The 14,359-nt window shown below is 69.0% G+C and carries 14 protein-coding genes; 10 read left to right on the top strand and 4 right to left on the bottom strand.

What is annotated here, in order from left to right:
- Positions 1-24 precede the first annotated feature (24 nt).
- Positions 25-1,035: a chorismate transformation FkbO/Hyg5 family protein gene (locus ACVOLO_RS01805; protein ID WP_481568564.1), complete on the bottom strand. Its 1,011-nt coding sequence runs from the start codon at positions 1,033-1,035 to the stop codon at positions 25-27.
- Positions 1,036-1,234: 199 nt separating this feature from the next.
- Here ACVOLO_RS01805 and ACVOLO_RS01800 point away from each other — a divergent pair, with 199 nt between their 5' ends.
- Genes ACVOLO_RS01800 through fabG form a run of 8 tightly spaced genes read left to right on the top strand, consistent with a single transcriptional unit; the run spans position 1,235 to position 7,638 of the window.
- Entirely contained in the window at positions 1,235-1,504 is a 270-nt protein-coding gene (locus ACVOLO_RS01800) for a phosphopantetheine-binding protein (RefSeq protein ID WP_481568563.1), read from the top strand.
- A gap of 47 nt (positions 1,505-1,551) precedes the next feature.
- Complete coding sequence (locus ACVOLO_RS01795; RefSeq protein WP_481568673.1) at positions 1,552-2,235, top strand: ketosynthase; 684 nt, start codon at positions 1,552-1,554, stop codon at positions 2,233-2,235.
- A gap of 50 nt (positions 2,236-2,285) precedes the next feature.
- On the top strand, positions 2,286-2,588 hold the full coding sequence (locus ACVOLO_RS01790) for an ApeI family dehydratase (RefSeq protein ID WP_481568562.1): 303 nt from the start codon (positions 2,286-2,288) through the stop codon (positions 2,586-2,588).
- Positions 2,585-3,565, top strand: a complete 981-nt coding sequence (locus tag ACVOLO_RS01785; protein ID WP_481568561.1) for an LpxL/LpxP family acyltransferase — start codon at positions 2,585-2,587, stop codon at positions 3,563-3,565. The genes ACVOLO_RS01790 and ACVOLO_RS01785 overlap by 4 nt, the downstream gene beginning before the upstream one ends.
- A complete protein-coding gene (locus tag ACVOLO_RS01780; protein WP_481568560.1) occupies positions 3,528-4,130 on the top strand; it encodes a LolA-related protein in 603 nt (200 codons plus the stop codon). Before ACVOLO_RS01785 ends, ACVOLO_RS01780 begins: the two co-directional genes overlap by 38 nt.
- Positions 4,127-6,466, top strand: a complete 2,340-nt coding sequence (locus ACVOLO_RS01775; RefSeq protein ID WP_481568559.1) for an MMPL family transporter — start codon at positions 4,127-4,129, stop codon at positions 6,464-6,466. The genes ACVOLO_RS01780 and ACVOLO_RS01775 overlap by 4 nt, the downstream gene beginning before the upstream one ends.
- A complete protein-coding gene (locus tag ACVOLO_RS01770) occupies positions 6,453-6,884 on the top strand; it encodes a hotdog family protein (RefSeq protein ID WP_481568558.1) in 432 nt (143 codons plus the stop codon). Before ACVOLO_RS01775 ends, ACVOLO_RS01770 begins: the two co-directional genes overlap by 14 nt.
- A gap of 25 nt (positions 6,885-6,909) precedes the next feature.
- A complete protein-coding gene (gene fabG / locus ACVOLO_RS01765) occupies positions 6,910-7,638 on the top strand; it encodes a 3-oxoacyl-ACP reductase FabG (protein ID WP_481568557.1) in 729 nt (242 codons plus the stop codon).
- Between the two features lie 15 nt (positions 7,639-7,653).
- Here the strand turns inward: fabG and ACVOLO_RS01760 are convergent, their stop codons facing one another.
- The 3 genes from ACVOLO_RS01760 to ACVOLO_RS01750 are packed head-to-tail and all read right to left on the bottom strand — an operon-like array spanning position 7,654 to position 10,480.
- A complete protein-coding gene (locus ACVOLO_RS01760) occupies positions 7,654-8,466 on the bottom strand; it encodes a glycosyltransferase family 2 protein (RefSeq protein WP_481568556.1) in 813 nt (270 codons plus the stop codon).
- Positions 8,459-9,250 carry a beta-ketoacyl synthase chain length factor gene (locus tag ACVOLO_RS01755; protein ID WP_481568555.1) on the bottom strand — a complete coding sequence of 264 codons (792 nt, stop codon included), beginning with the start codon at positions 9,248-9,250 and terminating at the stop codon, positions 8,459-8,461. The genes ACVOLO_RS01760 and ACVOLO_RS01755 overlap by 8 nt, the downstream gene beginning before the upstream one ends.
- A gap of 3 nt (positions 9,251-9,253) precedes the next feature.
- The gene (locus ACVOLO_RS01750) at positions 9,254-10,480 is read right to left on the bottom strand and encodes a beta-ketoacyl-[acyl-carrier-protein] synthase family protein (protein WP_481568554.1); all 1,227 of its coding nucleotides are present in this window, start codon (positions 10,478-10,480) and stop codon (positions 9,254-9,256) included.
- A 229-nt stretch (positions 10,481-10,709) separates the two neighbouring features.
- Here ACVOLO_RS01750 and ACVOLO_RS01745 point away from each other — a divergent pair, with 229 nt between their 5' ends.
- Both ACVOLO_RS01745 and ACVOLO_RS01740 read left to right on the top strand, forming a co-directional pair.
- Positions 10,710-10,985: a YcgL domain-containing protein gene (locus tag ACVOLO_RS01745; RefSeq protein ID WP_481568553.1), complete on the top strand. Its 276-nt coding sequence runs from the start codon at positions 10,710-10,712 to the stop codon at positions 10,983-10,985.
- The gene (locus tag ACVOLO_RS01740) at positions 10,978-14,310 is read left to right on the top strand and encodes an ankyrin repeat domain-containing protein (RefSeq protein ID WP_481568552.1); all 3,333 of its coding nucleotides are present in this window, start codon (positions 10,978-10,980) and stop codon (positions 14,308-14,310) included. Before ACVOLO_RS01745 ends, ACVOLO_RS01740 begins: the two co-directional genes overlap by 8 nt.
- The last annotated feature ends 49 nt before the right edge of the window (positions 14,311-14,359 follow it).

The following is a 14,359-nucleotide window of genomic DNA, read 5'->3' as shown; positions in this document are numbered from 1 at the left end:
CAGGCACGGGGACAACGCCGGGGCTCAGGGCCCGTGGACGCCGTCAATCTCGATGCGCAGGTCGCGCCGGCACACGGTGGCAAGCAGCACGATGTACGGCACTTCGGCCGATAGATGCGTGGCCAGCGCCTGGCGCACGGCCGGCACTTCCGCCGCATCGTGCACATACACCTTCAGGCGGCTGCCGCGGCCAAAGTGCTGCGGCAACGCCGGCATGCGGCTGCGTGCCACGCCGATCAGCGCTTCCAGGTTGTTGAAGGTTTCCTGCAGCTGCCGCAGCGTGGAGTCGCCGTGCAGCGTGGCATGGCCCACCACGCTGGCCGTGCCGGACAGCAGCAGCGGCAGGTCGCTGCCGGGGGCCGCCACCAGCGCCCGCGCAAAGCTGGGCGACTGCGGCCCGTACTGGCGCGGGTAGTGGTAGGCGCTGACCTGGCGCGGGTTTTCCAGCGGCGTGCCGGGCGTGCGCGCGGCCAGCCAGTACACCTGCAGGACTCTTACGCCATCGCGGCGGCCGATGGCGGTGGCGGCCGGCAGGGTGCCGGTGTCGATGTCACCGATGCCACGCGCACGGCCAATGCTGAAGTGCCGGTAGCGTTCATCGTCGCCGTCCCCTTCGGTGATGGCATCCATGTAGTTCCAGATGCGCAGCAGGTGCGGGTAGCCGTGCCGCGGCAGGGCCGCCATCAATTGCGCATAGCTGTGTTCAGCGGCGCTCATGATGTCGCCGTGCGCGGCTTCCTCCACCTGCAGCGCGCCAAACATCAGCGCGCCATCGCTGGCCCAGGCCACGCCGTTGGCATCACGCCCGCAGCTGACCGGATGGGCGCTGCGCCAGACTTCGAGCTTCTCCTCGCCGTCGGCCTGCAGGCCCACCTGCAGATAGCGCGGGTCGTCGGTTGGCGGCGCGTCCGGGCCCGCCTTGAAGCCGAAGATGGCCAGGACATGTGCGTCGGCCAGCAGGGTGTTCAGCTGCGCCGGGTCGGCGTAATCCACCTGCAGCGTCGCCGCCGGCGCGGGCGTTGCCTGTGCGTTCATCGGCGGCACTCCCTGCCGGCGGCGGCGGGGTGCTCGGGGCATTGCAGCAGGGCAGCGGAGAGGCGGAGCGTGGACGTCATTGCACGGCATTTCGGTATTGCAAGGACGCCAATGATAGCCTGCCGACCGCAGCGGCCATGGTTGCGTTGACGGCGACGATGCCGGATCGTGGCGGTTTTCTGTGCCCCCGGAAGTGGAAATGTCGCAACAAACCGAAGCCGAGCGCGAGCTGGCAGCACTGCTCGTGGAGAGCCTGAACCTGGAAGACGTGTCGGCCGCGCAGATCGACCCGGAAGCGGCCCTGTTCAACGAAGGCCTTGGCCTGGATTCCATCGATGCCCTGGAACTGGCGCTGGCCATCAGCAAGCGCTACGGCTTCCAGTTGCGCTCGGACAACGACGAAAACCGCCGGATCTTCGCCTCGCTGCGGGCGCTGTCGGCACACGTGCAGGCCAACAAGACACTCTGAGCGTGACGACCTCCGTAGCCCCGGATGACGACGGCGAGTCCGGCCTGCTGGCGGCGCTGCGGGTAGTCCTGCTGCTGGCCTATCCGGTGCTCTCGCATGTGGCGAGCCTGCGCAGCGATGGCATGTGGGCCGCCGCCGCCCTGGCCGGGTTGGTGGTGCTGTGCCTGCTTGCCCCGTTGGCCGCGCTGCGGGCCTGGGCATGGGCGACGCTGATGGTGCTGCTGGCCCTGCTTTACCGGCTGGGCGGTTCCTCGGTGGCCTGGATGCTGCTGCTGGCGCCGCCGGTGGTGTTCCCGCTGCTGGTTGGCTGGGGTTTTGCCCGTTCACTGTTGCCGGGCCGGATACCGCTGATATCGCGCATCGTGCAGGCGCTGTATGCGCGTGCCGGGATGCCGATGACCGAGGCGCTGGACCGCTACACGCGGCGGCTGACCGCGGCCTGGGCTGCCGTGCTCGGCCTGCTGGCGGCGATCAACCTGCTGCTGGCCATGCTGGCCGTGCCCAGTGGCCTGCTGGCCGCCTTTGGCATCCAGCCGTGGTGGCCGCTGAGTCACGAACAATGGTCGTGGGCCGCCAACATCGCCGACTGGGGCCTGATTGGCGGCTTCTTCGCACTGGAATATGCGGTGCGCGGGCAGCTGTTTCCGCAGCGGCCCTACCGCAATGCGCTGGATTTCATGCGGCAGATGGCGCAGCTGGGGCCGGGTTTCTGGCGCACGTTGCTGCGCTGAACAAGGGGGCTGCCGGTATCCTGTCCTGCCCAGCCCATTCAGCGGACGCCATGCAATTCAGCATTCCTCCCGACCATCCCTGTCTGCCCGGCCATTTCCCGGGCCGGCCGCTGGTCCCCGGCGTGGTGCTGCTGGAGCAGGTGCTGCGGGCGGTGAAAGCCGAGTTGGGCACCGAGGCGACAGGCTATCTGCGCCTGCCGCAGGTCAAGTTCATGGCCCCGTTGCTGCCGGGCCAGACCGCGCGGATCGAACTGGAAGGGCAGGCGCCGCACTGGAAATTCCGGGTGCTGCGCGATGCCGAGCTGCTGGTGCGGGGGAAACTGGTGCTGGAGGTGATCGGAGTGCGGCCGTGAACGCGGGCAGCTGGAAGCAGCGCCCCGAAGGCGGCGGACGTGCGGCCATCCGCTTGATCGGCGGCATCGCCCGCCATGGCGGGCGGCGCATCGCACGGGCCTGCCTGTATCCGATCACCGCCTATTTCTTCTGCGTGCGTGGCAGCGAGCGACGGGCCTCGCGTGACTACCTGCGGCGCGTACTCGGGCGTCCGGCGCGGGCCATCGACGTCGCCCGCCACATCCATACCTTTGCCGCCACCATCCTGGACCGGGTGTTCCTGCTTGCCGGCCGCCTGGATCTGTTCGACATCCGCACCGGCGGCACCAGCCACCTGCTGGAGCAGCTGGACAAGGGCCAGGGCGTGCTGGTGTTCGGTTCCCACCTGGGCAGTTTCGACGCCCTGCGCGCGCTGTCGCGGCAACGCCCGGACCTGAAGCTGAGGGTGCTGCTGGACCGCTCGCACAATGCCGCCATCACCGAGCTGCTGGCCGAGCTCGACCCGGCCCTGGCGGCCGGCATCATCGACGCCGGGCAGGACGGGCCGACGGTAGCGCTGGCCATCCAGCAGGCGCTGCAGGAGGGCGCAATGGTGTCGCTGCTGGCCGATCGCATCCGCCCCGGCGAAACCGCCGTCGCTGTGCCCCTGCTCGGCACGGCGGCCGTGTTCCCGGCCACACCGTGGCTGCTTGCCGGCGTGCTGAAGGTGCCGGTGGTGCTGGCGTTTGGCCTGTACCGCGGCGGCAACCGTTACGACCTGCTGTTCGAGCCGTTCGAGTCGGTCGTGCATCTCCCCCGCGCCACCCGCAATGCGGCACTGTCGGCGCTTATCCACCGTTACGTCGGCAGGCTGGAGCATCACCTGCGTGAGGCGCCCTACAACTGGTTCAATTTCTATGATTTCTGGCAATCCGAAGCTCCTTCGCACACTGCTGCCCGGGGCGGTGCTGGCCCTGCTGATGAGCCTGGCGATGCCGGGGCTGGCCAGCGGCATTGATGCGGCCACGATCCTGCGCCAGCTGGCGCAACCGGCGCCCAGCCAGACCGGCTTTGTCGAGTTGCGCGGCTCGGCGCTGCTGAAGGAGCCGCTGCGGGTCGAAGGCCAGTACCGGCGACCGGATGCCGGCACGCTGGTGCGTGAGGTGCGCACGCCGTATGCGGAAACGACGACCATCGCCGACAACCAGGTCACCATTGCACGCACCGGCAAGCCGCCGCGTGTGTTCTCGTTGCAGCGCGTGCCGGAACTGGCCGACCTGCAGGCCAGCTTCGGGGCGATGCTGGCCGGTGATCTCACCGCGCTGGAGCAGCGTTACCAGTTGCAACCCTCGGGCAGCGCGCAGCACTGGCAACTGGTGCTTACCCCCAGGGCAGAAGCCTTGCAGCGCCGCGTGCGCGCGGTGACCCTGCACGGTCAGGGCCGCGAGCTGCGCTGCATTGAAACCCAGCCGGCCAGGGGCGAACTGCAGCGCACGCTGCTGGGCGGTGCCGCCCGCGCCGCAGCCGACGTGCGTCAGGCCGATGCGCTGGCCGCGCTGTGTCATGACGGTGGCGCGCGTTGAAGCTGACCGCCCCCCGGCGCATCGCGCTGGCCATCGGCTGGTTGCTGTTGCTGGGCCTGCTGACCGCCTGGCTCAGCAGCCGCATCCAGGTCAGTGGTGACCTGCGCAAGTTCATGCCCGACGCGCGCACGCCGGCGCAGAAACTGCTGCTCGACGAACTGGGCGAAGGCCCCGGTGCGCGGCTGCTGCTGGTGGCGCTGTCGGCGGCAACGCCGGAGCAGTTGGCGGCGCAGTCGCGTGAACTGCGCGCCCAGCTCGCCGCCGATGACCAGTTTGAGCTGGTGGCCAATGGCGAGCAGGCAGGCCTTGAGGCGTTTCCCGCGCAGCTGCTGCCCTACCGCTACCTGATCGACGCATTGCCCGATGCGGCCTTCAGCAGCGAAACCTTGCGCGAGGAACTGCAGGCGCGCGTGCAGGACCTGGGTTCCCCGGCCGGTGGCCTGATCGAACCGCTGCTGTCCTCGGACCCGACATTGCAGACCCTGCGCGTGGCCGAGGCCTTGCAGCCGGCCACCGCGCCGCAGCGCATCGACGATGTCTGGTTTGACCATTCCGGCACGCAGGCGCTGCTGCTGTTGCAGACGCGCGCGGCAGGCTTCGACCCGGGGGCGCAGCAACAGGCGGTGGATACGATCACTGCGGCCTTTGCCGCCGTGTCCGGCGACAGCGGCAGCCGTATCGAGTTGAGCGGGCCGGGCGCGTTCTCGGTGAAGATCGGCAACCGCACCGCGCGGGAAGCCAGCACCATCGGCACGCTGGATACGCTGGGCATGATCCTGCTGCTGTGGGTGGCCTACCGCAGCTGGAAAATGCCGATCCTCGGCTTTCTGCCGCTGGCCAGTGCCGGCCTGGCAGGCTTGGCAGCAGTGGCCATCGGTTTTGATGGCGTGCACGGCATCACCATCGCCTTTGGCTTCACCCTGATCGGCGTGGTGCAGGACTACCCGATCCACTTCTTCAGCCACGAACGCCCCGGGCGTTCGTCGTGGGACAACGTGCGCGCGCTGTGGCCGACGCTGGGCACCGGCGTCATCGCCACCTGCATCGCCTACCTGACGTTCCTGTTCTCCGGCGTGGAAGGCCTGCGCCAGCTGTCGGTGTTCACCATCACCGCACTGGCCACGGCGGCCCTGGCCACGCGCTATCTGCTGCCGGCGCTGGTTGACCCGCCAACGCGGGACTTCGCCGATTCGGCCTTGCTCGCCCATGTGTGGGCGCATACCCGGCGGCTGCCGCGGCCGCGGTGGTCGCTGCTGGTGCTGGCCGTGCTGGCGCTGGGGGTGGTGATCTGGGCGCCGGGCGCGTTCTGGCAGAACGACCTGGGCCGGCTGACGCCGGTGGACCCGCAGGATCTGCAGCGCGATGCGGAACTGCGCAGCGAACTGGGGGCGCCGGATGTGCGCTATGTCATCGCCATCCATGGCGCGGATGCGCAGGCGGTACTGGCCGCCAGCGAACGCATGCGGCCGGCGCTGGATGCGCTGGTGGCGGGCAAGGCGCTGGCGCGTTACGACATGGCGGCGCGGTATCTGCCCAGTGCGGCGGTACAGCGCCAGCGTCAGCAGCAATTGCCGGACACCGCGACGTTGCGTGCCGCGTTGGCCGCAGCCGTTGCCGATACCCCGTTCCGCAGTGATGCCTTCGAGCCGTTCCTCGCCGATGTCAGCGCCGCGCGCACCGCCGCCGCGCTGCAGCCGCAGGATCTGCAGGGCACGCCGCTGGCCACCGCCGTGGACGGCCTGTTGTTGCAGGGCAAGGATCACGCCATTGCGCTGGTGTCGCTGAGTGGCCTTGAGGACGTGGATGCGGTGGCGGCCAGTGCACGCCTGCAGGGGGCGCAGCTGCTGGACCTGAAGGAAGCGTCCGAATCGCTGGTGGCCGACTACCGTGGCCGCGTGCTGATCGCGCTGGCGGTTGCGGTGCTGTTGTTGTCGGCCACGGTCTGGGCGGTGCTGCGTTCACCGCGCCGGGTACTGCGCGTATTGCTGCCGATGGTGTTGAGCACGCTGCTGGTGCTGGCGGTATTGCGCGGCCTGGGCGTTGAACTGAATCTGTTCCACCTGATCGGCCTGATCCTTGCCGCAGGCCTCGGGCTGGACTACGGCCTGTTCTTCGAGCATGCCGGCGACAGCCATGCCAGCCAGCTGCGGACGCTGCATGGGTTGCTGGTCTGCAGTGCCATGACCCTGCTGGTGTTCAGCCTGCTGGGCCTGTCATCCATTCCGGTCCTGCGAGCCATCGGCAGTACGGTGGCGCTGGGCGTGGTGTGTAATTTCGTGCTGGCGCTGCTGATCTCGCGCCATCCCTTGCAGGAGGTGCAACATGCTGGACCGTGATCGAATCCTGCAGCTGGTGCCACACCAGGGCAGCATGTGCCTGTGGGACCGCGTGTTGGCGTGGACCGATTCCACCATCACGCTGCAGGCGTTCAACCATCTGCACCCGGACCATCCGTTGCGTTGCGACGGCCAACTGGGGGCGATCCATCTGTGCGAATACGGCGCACAGGCCATGGCCGTGCATGGCGGCCTGCGTGCGAGCATGCACGGCGGTGCGGCGCGGCCCGGGGTGCTGGTCGCGCTGCGTGATGTACGCCTGCATGTGACCCGCATCGACACGCTGGCCGGCCCGTTGCAGGCCCACGCACAGGTGCTGGCGCAGACGCCGGAGAACCAGCAGTACGCTTTCACCCTGCATCATCACGACGAACTGCTGGCCGAAGGCCGCGCGGCAGTGATGCTGCAGTTGCCGTGAGTTTTTCTTCCAGGAACCCAATCCCATGAGCAAGCAACGACGTGCACTGGTCACCGGCGGCAGCGGTGACATCGGCGGCGCCATCTGCCGCCGGCTGGCCGCGGACGGGGCGCATGTCATCGTCCACGCCAATGCCCACCTGGCGCGGGCGCAGGCCGTGGTTGATGCCATCGTGGCCAGCGGCGGCAGCGCGCAGGCGGTGGCCTTCGATGTCGCCGATGACGTTGCCACCGCCGCCGCGCTGGAAGGGCTGCTGGCCGAGGGCAGCATCCAGATCGTGGTCAACAACGCCGGCATCCACGATGACGCGCCGATGGCGGGCATGGACGTGACGCGCTGGAAACGCGTGATCGACGTCAGCCTGCACGGTTTCTTCCATGTCACCCAGCCGTTGCTGCTGCCGATGGCGCGCACGCGCTGGGGCCGCATCGTCAGCGTCTCGTCGGTGGCGGCGGTACTGGGCAATCGCGGCCAGACCAACTACGCCGCGGCCAAGGCCGCGCTGCACGGCGCCAGCAAATCCCTGGCGCGGGAAATGGCCAGCCGCGGCATCAGCGTCAACGTGGTCGCGCCGGGGGTGATCGAAGGGCAGATGGCAGCTGCAGCGTTCCCGCCGGAAATGATCAAGCAGGCCGTTCCAGCTGCACGCGCCGGCACACCGGACGAAGTGGCCGCGCTGGTGGCATTCCTGTGCAGCGATGCCGCCGGCTACATCAACGGCCAGGTGATCGGCATCAACGGCGGCATGGGCTGAGGCTGGCCAGCGTGGTCAACGGGGCGGTGGTGCCATGTCCTCACCGTTGTCGATATCGTTGTCGATCAATGGTGGGTTGGCGCGGATGCGCCGGTACACCTCGCGAACGTGGCCGTGGCGCAACGCCAGCAGCACGATGTGGCTGGTGATGTTGTACAGGTCGCGCAGCGGCCGGAAATGGCTGGGCCGGAACCGCTCGTCAGTGGTGGCGCAGCGGTAACGTGATTCGATGGGCACCGACACGCAGCGCGTGCCCAGCTGGCGTGCCGCGGAAATGATGACCTGCGCTTCAAACACGAAGCCCTCGGCGGGGATGTCGCGCAGGGCGATGACATCGGCAGGATAGAAGCGCTGCCCGCTTTGGCTGTCGGCTACCTGGTAATGCGTACCCCAGGCGATGCCCCAGTCGCCGAATTCATTGGCCAGGCGACGGTGCCTGGGCTGCGACGCACGCTTGCGCAGACGCGCGCCGATGATGATGCAACCCGGGTGGCGGTTGGCGCTGGCGAGCAGGCGCGGCAGGTCCGAGGCGGCATGCTGGCCATCGCCGTCCAGGGTCAGCACGCCGCGCAGCCCGCGGCCGATTGCCTCGGCAAAACCGCTGCGCAGCGCTTCGCCCTTGCCTTTGCGTTGCCGATGGCGGAGCACGGTGATGGGCAGGCCGGCCAGGCACTGCGCGGTGTCGTCCTCGGAGCCATCGTCGACCACGATCACATGCGCAAAGCCCGCGGCCAGGACGCCGCTTGCCACCTCGCGGATGCGCAGCGCCTCGTTGAGCGCGGGAATCACCACCGCCACGTTGTCCAGTGACAGCAGCGGCTCAGCCATGGTGGATGCCCAGCTTCAACCATTGCTGCGGACCGGCCTGCAACCACAGGTCTTCGCGGTCCAGCGCAAGGGCTTCCAGCAGCGGCAGTGCCGGCTGCATGGCATTGCCGGCCAGGCGCTGCAGCAGTGCGCCGTGCGCTGTGGTGTCCGCCGTGGCGGGCGCTTCCGGCAACACGTCCAACTGCAGCGTCGGCAGGCCGATGCACGGCGTGCGTGACAACACCATGGCCACGCCCAGCAAGCCTTCACTCGGTGCCACCTGCGCCAGTGCGCCGCTGCCGGGGCCATCGTAGGCCACCAGCAGTACCGCTTCTTCGCCTGCCTGCAGTTGCACCATTGCCTCCAGCAACCCCTGCGCAAAGCTGTGCGGGCCGGCGCTGATGGCCGTGGCTGCGGCATGCGTGCCGGTGCCGATGGTCCAGTAACCGGCCGCGGCGTTGTGCACGGAGTTGTGGAACCGGGTGGGCGAGATGGCGGCCGGGTCATCGGCCAGCGTGGTGCACATGTAGTCGGTGATCGACTGCTCGCCATGGGTGGAGGTGAACACCGAGGACAGCGTTGCCGGCGCGCGATCGGCTGCGTCGCAGGCCGCCATTGCGGCTTCCAGCGCCACCGCCACGGTGAGCGGTGCACGGCGGCGTTCATTGGCGGCCAGCACCTGCGGTGAAGGCCGTGTGGCAGCGGTTTCGGGGAGGGTGCCGCTGCGCAGCAGCGCGCAGGCGCTGTCCCAGTCGGGCAGTCCGCCGCCCCAGAAGCCGATGCCCTCGATGGTTGCTTCGAGCATGTTCTATGCCGCCTTGCCGAAGACCAGCGAGCAGTTGTTGCCGCCGAAGCCGAAGGAGTTGTTCATGGCGTAACGGATATCCGCCTGTGCGTTGTCAAAACGTATCTGTGGCCCGCAGGCCGGGTCCGGGATTTCGCTGTTGAGCGTGCCCGGCAGCAATCCGTCGTCCAGCGCCAGCAGCGCGATCACCGATTCAACGATGCCGGCGGCGCCCAGCGTGTGGCCGGTCCAGCCCTTGGTGGAACTTGCATGCAGCGCGGGTGGAAACAGCGCCGCCACCGCCGCCGCTTCAATGCTGTCATTGGCCGGGGTGGAGGTGCCGTGCAGGTTCAGGTAACCGATATCGCCGGCGCGGATGCCGGCGCGGTCCAGCGCTGCCTGCATCGCCAGCCGGGCGCCAAGGCCTTCGGGGTGGGGCGCGGACATGTGGTGGGCATCGCTGGATTCACCGTAGCCGCACAACTGCAGCCCCGTGGCGGGCCCATCGGCGCGCTCAAGCACTGTAAAGCCACCGGCTTCGCCCAGCGACAGGCCGACGCGGCGCGCGTCGAACGGTTGGCAAGGGGTTGGCGCGACCAACTGCAGCGCGTTGAAGCCATACAGGACGCTGCCGCAGAGCGTGTCCACCCCGCCGACCAGTGCGGCATCGGCAATCCCGGCCTGGATCAGCCGCGCCGCCTGGGCAAATACCTTGGCGCTGGACGAACAGGCGGTGGCCACGGTGATGCAGGGGCCGTGCAGGCCGGTGGCCGCCTGGACGAAATCCCCCAGCGAATGCGGGGTGTGAATACGCGGGCGGTCCAGGTCGGCGGGAAAGCGCGGGGCGGGCGGGGCGGGCGGGGTGTCGCTCGCCATGCGTGCATAGGCTTCCTCGGTCGCGCCAATGCTCGAGGTGGAAGTGCCCACGACGATGGCCACGCGATGGGCACCGTGGCGCTTGACCACCTGCGCGATGGCCGTGCCGATCCCGTCATGCTGCAGCGCCATCCAGGCCAGCGCGTTGTTGCGACAGGCGTAGTCGGCAAGCTGGGGCGGAAGTTGTACTTCCTCCACGCCGGCCACGCGCCCGATCCAGCACGCCAGCGGCGCGTTGCCGAAATCATTGCGGCGCAGGCCGCTGCGTTTTTCCCGCAGGGCCTCCCGCAGTGCATCCAGCCCGGCGCCCACCGCCGTTGTGGCGGTGTGGGCCAGGATGTTCAAGCGCGCAGATGATGCAGAAGCAGGAGACACGTGCAGCTTCCAGTGTTCGGATGGGGCGTGAGTATATTGACGCTTCACCATGAATGGCCGGACAGCTTCGCAGGTGACGACACTGCCCAGCGTGCCATTGACGGTGTTTACGGCGTGAAGATGAACGTGAAAGCGCGCGTTACCGTGCTTCTGTTTGATGCGCGCCTTTCACCAGCGCCAACTTTCCGACACAATCCCTGAATTCTCAGGCAGGGCCAAGCCCGCTGACATGCAAGCCTACGTCTATAAAAGCCAACGCAAGCACGACACCTACGTCTACCTTGCAAAACGTGATGATTTCGATGCCATCCCGGCGGTGCTGGGCGACACGCTGGCGCCGTTCGCCTTCGTTCTGGAAGTGGCCCTGACGCCGGACCGGCGCCTGGCCCAGGCCGATGCCGCGCAGGTACGCGCCAATCTCACTGCCCACGGTTTTCATCTGCAGCTGCCACCCCAGCCGTTGGCGCCGGTGAAGGTTCCGCGCATCGACGGTCGCGATGACTGAAACCCTGCGTACCCGTAGCGTCGCCGTCGCGCTGGCGACTGGCTTGTTGCTGACACTGGCCACGGGTTTGGGTGGCTGGGTTGCCGCTGCCTGCGGTGTGTTGGCGCAACCGGCGTTCGCGCTGGGCCTGTCGTGGCTGCGCCGCAGCCGCGTGGTGCAGCCGCCGGCGGCAACACTCAAAAACGATGTACCGGGCTTGCTCGGCCTGTGGGCCGGCGGTGCGGCGATGGTCGCGCTGCTGGTGTCCTGGCCACTGGCCGCGCTGCATGACAGTGGCAGCCTGGCCGCGGTGCTGGCGCTGAGCGTGGCGGTCAGCGTGGCCGTGCTGGCGCTGTGGCGCACCTGGCCGCTGTGGCACGCCATGGAGCGTGAAGGCGGCGCATTGCGCGTGCACTCGCAGGCGCTGTCCGGCCGCGGGCTGGATTCCTGGCACGGCCTGGGCGCTGCGGCGATCCTGTTGCTGCTGTGTGCCGCCGTGGTGATCCCGGCCTGGCCGGGGCTGCTGGGCAATGGCCTGCGCTGGCCGCTGGCCATTGCGACGGCGGTGCTGGCACCGCTGCTGCATCACCTGTTGCAGGGCATGCGCGCGGCGCCCGCCGCTGCTGCCGCACCGGCCGAGACCGCTGCATTCGACCCCTTTGCCGAGGCGCTTGCCGGGCCGGTGCCACTGGAGCCGTTGGCGCAGCACGAGTTGGTGCCGCAGCTGTATGACGCCGCGCGCAGTGGTCGTGTGGACCGTGCGTTGCAGTTGCTCGACGCCGGCGCCGACCCGCAGGCGCAGCCGCCTGCCGAATCGCGCGACCAGCGCAGCCTGGCGGTGCTGGCCGCGGTGCTGCCGGACCTGCGCCTGTTGCGGTTGCTGATCAGCCGTGGCGTGGACGTCAACCAGTCCCATCGCGGCATGACCCCGCTGTTGGCCGCCACCCGCGACAGCTGGCACGGCCGCCCGGAAGCGGTGATGACCCTGCTGGCCAACGGCGCCGACCCGCGCGCCACCGACGCCGATGGCAACACCCCGCTTCATCACGCCGCACGCAGTTCTGATCCGGGCGTGGCCGCCTTGTTGCGTGATGCCGCCGCCGAGGTCGATGCGCTGAACAATGATGGCCACAGCCCGTTGGCGGTGGCCTGCCAGGCCGGCAACTGGCGCCTGGCCCGATTCCTGCTGGAGCGCGGCGCCAAGGTGGAGCCGGCCGACGGCGTACCTGTACTGGTGCCGGCCGCCGCCACCGAAGACGATGACCCGGCCGGCGTGCAGCTGCTGCTCAAGCACAAGGCGCGGCTGGATGCGCGTGACCGCCAGCGCCGCAGCGCGCTGCACGAGGCCGCCCTTGCCGGCCATGTCGATATCGTCGAAGCCCTGCTCAATGCCGGTGCCAACATCGAACCGCGCGACGCGGCCGGTCGCACGCCGTGGCTGGATGCGGCCGCGCAGGGCCATGCCGGCGTGCTGGAGCGCCTGCTTGCCCACCAGCCCGATGTCCACGCCGTCGATGGCGAAGGCAGTAATGCGGTGCTGCTGGCCTGCCGTGCCGAACAGGTCTCGGCGGCACTGATCCGGCGTCTGCTTGACCTGGGTATTGCTGCCGATGCAGTGGGCGCCGATGGCCGCCGTGCCATTGACCATGCTGCTGCGGCCGGGCGCTGGAGCATCGTATCGCTGCTGGATCCGGCCTATCCGCTGCCGGCGGCGGTGAGCGATGCCGCCAGTGCAGCGGCCGAAGGCGACGCCGGCGAGGCGATGCCGGTGCTCAACGACCGCGCGCCACTGGCGCTGCTGCGCGAAGCCCTGGTGTTCGGCAATGTCGATGGCATGGCGCCGCTGGCCAGGCTGTGCGCGGCCGACGAACTGGGTGGCCTGCTGCACGATCCGCAACTTGCGCTGCAGCCGCGTGTGGTGGATTGGCTGCTGGCCCACGGCGCCGCGCCGGAAGTGCGTGACGCCTGTTCCGACACCCCGATGTTCGCGCTGCTCTCGCGCGGGGTGGATGCGATTCCCACCTTGCAGGTGCTGCTCAAGCGCGGTGTTTCGCCGGCCGGTCGCGGCGGCCTGACCCGTCTGCTGGCCGCCTGCGTGCAGCACGACCACGGCTCGCGCGGTACCGAGCAGTTCGCGCTCGAACTGCTTGAGCGCGGCGCCGACCCGTATGCGCCGTCGCCGGCCGGCGACCCGGCGCTGTCACTGGCGGTGCGTCTTGGCTGGTTGAAGCTGCAGCACTGGCTGCTGCTCAATGGCGTTGATCGCGAAGCGCGTGACAGCCACGGCATGACCGCCTTGCACCTGGCCACCGCACTGGCACGCGAAGCCTCGTTGAAACTGTTGCTGCTGCAGGGTGCATCGCCCGATGCGCGTGCCGCCGACGGGCAGACGCCGCTGGGCGTTGCGTTGTCCAGCGGCCGTCGTGACCTGGCCGATTGGCTGGACTGGCGGGGCTGGGTGTTGCCGCTGCGCGCGCTGCGCGAGGCCGACGTGCCCGCCGCGGCGATGGCCGGTGATGCCGATGCGGTGCGCCGCCTGATCAACCTGGGCTTTGCCGTGGATGCGGTGGATGCACAGGGCTGCACCGGCCTGTTGCGTGCGGCCGGCGGCGGCCATGCCGCCGTCGTCGACCTGCTGCTGTCACGCGGCGCCGATCCGCAGCATGCGGCCGCCAGTGGCGCCACGCCGTTGTCGGCGGCGGTGAGCATGCGCCAGACCGATATCGTCGCGGCATTGCTCAATGCCGGTGCACAGCTTGAACATCGTTTGCCGGGCGGCGTCACCGTGTTGATGCTGGCCGCCGCGCTGGGCATGGCCGACATCGTCGCACGCCTGCTCACCGCCGGTGCCGACGTACATGCCGGTGACGATCAGCAACTGGCGCCGCTGCATTGCGCCGCGCTGTACGGCTTCACCTCGCGTGACCGCACCCGCCTGCTGGCCCTGCTGGATACCCTGCTGCTGGCCGGTGCCGAGCCGGACCAGGCCTCGGCCGGCACGGTGACGCCGTTGCTGCTGCTGCTGGGTGCGCGCGCTGAACCGGGCACGGATTGCGACGAACATGTGGTGCTGGCCGCGGTCGAGCGCCTGCTGGACGAAGAAGTGTCACTGGACGTGCGCGACCCGCGCGGTTTCGGCCCATTGCACCTGGCGGCACTGCACGGCCTGCCGTTGCTGGTGCAGCGCCTGCTGCGCGCGGGTGCCGACCCGGACATGCGCGACGCAATCAACCGCAGCCCCCGCGACATCGCCATCATGCGCGGCTTCATCGACGTGGCCGGCGAGTTCGAGCCGGCGGTACCGGGCGTATCGTCGATGGCACGGTTTCTGCGCGATCGGAATTAGAGCCGGGAATAGGGAATCGGGATTCGTAAGAGCGAAAGCAGAAGCCCAA

The organism is Stenotrophomonas sp. STEN056, from assembly GCF_056759635.1.
This window is presented reverse-complemented; position numbering and strand designations above follow the sequence as displayed.

What these genes read in the sequence shown, in the direction of transcription:
- ACVOLO_RS01760 (WP_481568556.1), bottom strand. Translation starts at nt 8,466, where the DNA reads ATGGCTGAGCCGCTGCTGTCACTGGACAACGTGGCGGTGGTGATTCCC.
- ACVOLO_RS01755 (WP_481568555.1), bottom strand. Translation starts at nt 9,250, where the DNA reads ATGCTCGAAGCAACCATCGAGGGCATCGGCTTCTGGGGCGGCGGACTG.
- ACVOLO_RS01800 (WP_481568563.1), top strand. Translation starts at nt 1,235, where the DNA reads ATGTCGCAACAAACCGAAGCCGAGCGCGAGCTGGCAGCACTGCTCGTG.
- ACVOLO_RS01745 (WP_481568553.1), top strand. Translation starts at nt 10,710, where the DNA reads ATGCAAGCCTACGTCTATAAAAGCCAACGCAAGCACGACACCTACGTC.
- ACVOLO_RS01790 (WP_481568562.1), top strand. Translation starts at nt 2,286, where the DNA reads ATGCAATTCAGCATTCCTCCCGACCATCCCTGTCTGCCCGGCCATTTC.
- ACVOLO_RS01780 (WP_481568560.1), top strand. Translation starts at nt 3,528, where the DNA reads ATGAGCCTGGCGATGCCGGGGCTGGCCAGCGGCATTGATGCGGCCACG.
- ACVOLO_RS01740 (WP_481568552.1), top strand. Translation starts at nt 10,978, where the DNA reads ATGACTGAAACCCTGCGTACCCGTAGCGTCGCCGTCGCGCTGGCGACT.
- ACVOLO_RS01770 (WP_481568558.1), top strand. Translation starts at nt 6,453, where the DNA reads ATGCTGGACCGTGATCGAATCCTGCAGCTGGTGCCACACCAGGGCAGC.
- ACVOLO_RS01805 (WP_481568564.1), bottom strand. Translation starts at nt 1,035, where the DNA reads ATGAACGCACAGGCAACGCCCGCGCCGGCGGCGACGCTGCAGGTGGAT.
- fabG (WP_481568557.1), top strand. Translation starts at nt 6,910, where the DNA reads ATGAGCAAGCAACGACGTGCACTGGTCACCGGCGGCAGCGGTGACATC.